A 2,070-nucleotide genomic window follows, 5' to 3' on the forward strand; every position below is an offset into this window, starting at 1 on the left:
ACCGGTTAAAATTGCCGTAACCGCTTTGGGGTATGTCTGTCCGGGTCGAGATAGAATGTCTGGAAAACGATCATGAATATGAATTCAATCCTTGGCTTGGAAGCCGGCTCTGCTGGTAAGTCGCCGTCTGTCTCTCCAGAAGGCGGTAAAAAATCAAACACTTCCAGGGACTTCTCAGACTTTATGTCTGTTCATCCCGGCTCAGGTGAACGGGCGGATGAACTGCAATCGACCGAGAGCGAATCGGCTGAGACCGAAGCTGAACTCAAGATGCAGGAGAGTACGGCCGAGGACAGCGACGAAAGCCAAAGCACAGGCATTAAGGCTGTGCAGGACGTACCCGAGGGCGTACCGGTTCAGGCAAGCCAAGGCACACCCTTCGAAGTGGGGCAGGATACATCGGCACAGAAACACTTCAAGGTTGAAGCAATTTTTTCCGATGCGGAAGTGGCTTCTGGGTTGCAGAAAACTGGAACTTCCACCGCTGAAGAGGCCTATGCCGCAGAGACTAAAATTCAGTCCCCGCAGGGCGTCAGTATAGCAGCTGGAGAAAGAGTTGAAGCACGGGCCGCTGAGCAGCGGAGCGGACTGCCGATTGTGAAGGGCTCTGGGGCCGACGCCGGTATTAATCCCGGGGCAGTTCCACCTGTCGAGGAAAACAATCAACCAGGTGCTATATCCAAAGCAGCCTCCAGCGCAAATCCCACTGATCAGGTTGCGGGCCTCAAAGCAGGGGCAGCTATTCATCACGGTCCAGCAGTTGAAGGCAACGTGCAACTTGCTGAGAAGGCCGGGGAAGTTGGAAACTCAGAGAAAACTCAGCCTTCAGTTCAATCAGCACCACAGGCAGCAGCAAGCGCGCCAGCAGCTGCGCCAGAGAACTCAGCCACAAAGCCGCGGGGGGATAGTACTGAACCCGGGGCCCGCAGGGTTGACGTAAGGGAATCTGGAAATCGCCGGGCAGACGCTGCCCGCGTTTCGCTTGAGACTGCTGCTCAATCAGCTGTGCCAGCCACCGAAAGGGCTCGGGCTGAAAAGACACAAGCTAGCGACGGCTTAAGGCAAATCAATAACGGAACAGCAATCAGCGCGGCACAGCCGAAATCGCTCGAGACTGGTACAAGTTCAGGTACCCAAGCGGTGCCTCAGTCGATTGGTGAAGAACCTGAAAGCATAGCGAGGGCTGGCTATCCGTCTGCGCAAGGAGAAAATCCGGGCATTGCGGTCAACCAGGTTGCTGTGAAGGGATCGGGTCAGAAAAGTGACCTGGCTTTCACACCTGTTTCGAACGGAAATGGAGCGCAGGTGAAAGCGGAATCAGCCGGAGTTGAGCGCCCGTTAGCCGATCCGTTGAAAGGCAGTGAAGTCCGGACGGTCACATTGCCCGCAGCGCCGCAAATCCTTCAGTGGTCAGCTGCTCAGCTGCAGCCACTGCTTGCCGGCGGGATGAATGCTGGAAAAACAGGATCGCAGCTGTTGTTCGGAACCGATGAAGCGCTGGCCGGAACGCTGGGCTTGTCCAGTGAGGTACCGGGATTGACGCAGCTGCTGACGGAAGCCTCAATTGGCACAAATGGGGCGCACCGGCCAGAAGCGCCGCGCATGATTGCGGCCCAGATGGCTGAAGCATTTGCAGCCAAAGGCGAGCAGAAGGTTGAGGTGAGTTTGAACCCCCAGGAGTTGGGCCATGTGAAAATGCGCGTGGTTTCCACCGAAACAGGCATCACCATGATCATCCAGACGGAACGTCCGGAAACCGGAGATTTGATGCGCCGCCACATCCATGAACTTGCGGAGGAATTCCGCCGCATGGGATATGAAGACATCTCTTTTGAATTCAGCGGCGGACAGGCCGGCGGGGGGCACCATGGCGAAGACGCGGAGGGCGGTTCCGGGCTGCCCAGCGGAACAACAGAGACAGGCGGCCCCGATGCAATGGACGCCGGCGAAGCAGCAATAAAAAACCTCCGGCTCGGAGCAGCCGGTGTGGATATGAGGGTCTGAACACATGACAACAGCAGTTACATCCGCGGGCGCTGCCGCAGGGCAATCCAACCCGCTGACGCCATC

At 57.1% G+C, this 2,070-nt stretch carries 1 protein-coding gene; it reads left to right on the forward strand.

Annotation, left to right across the window (positions count from 1 at the left end; all coding sequences use genetic code 11):
• The first annotated feature begins 72 nt into the window (after positions 1–72).
• Entirely contained in the window at positions 73–2,004 is a 1,932-nt protein-coding gene (locus A2I95_RS33515) for a flagellar hook-length control protein FliK (RefSeq protein ID WP_291736781.1), read from the forward strand.
• The last annotated feature ends 66 nt before the right edge of the window (positions 2,005–2,070 follow it).

The sequence above is a fragment of the Leisingera sp. F5 genome (assembly GCF_001593695.1).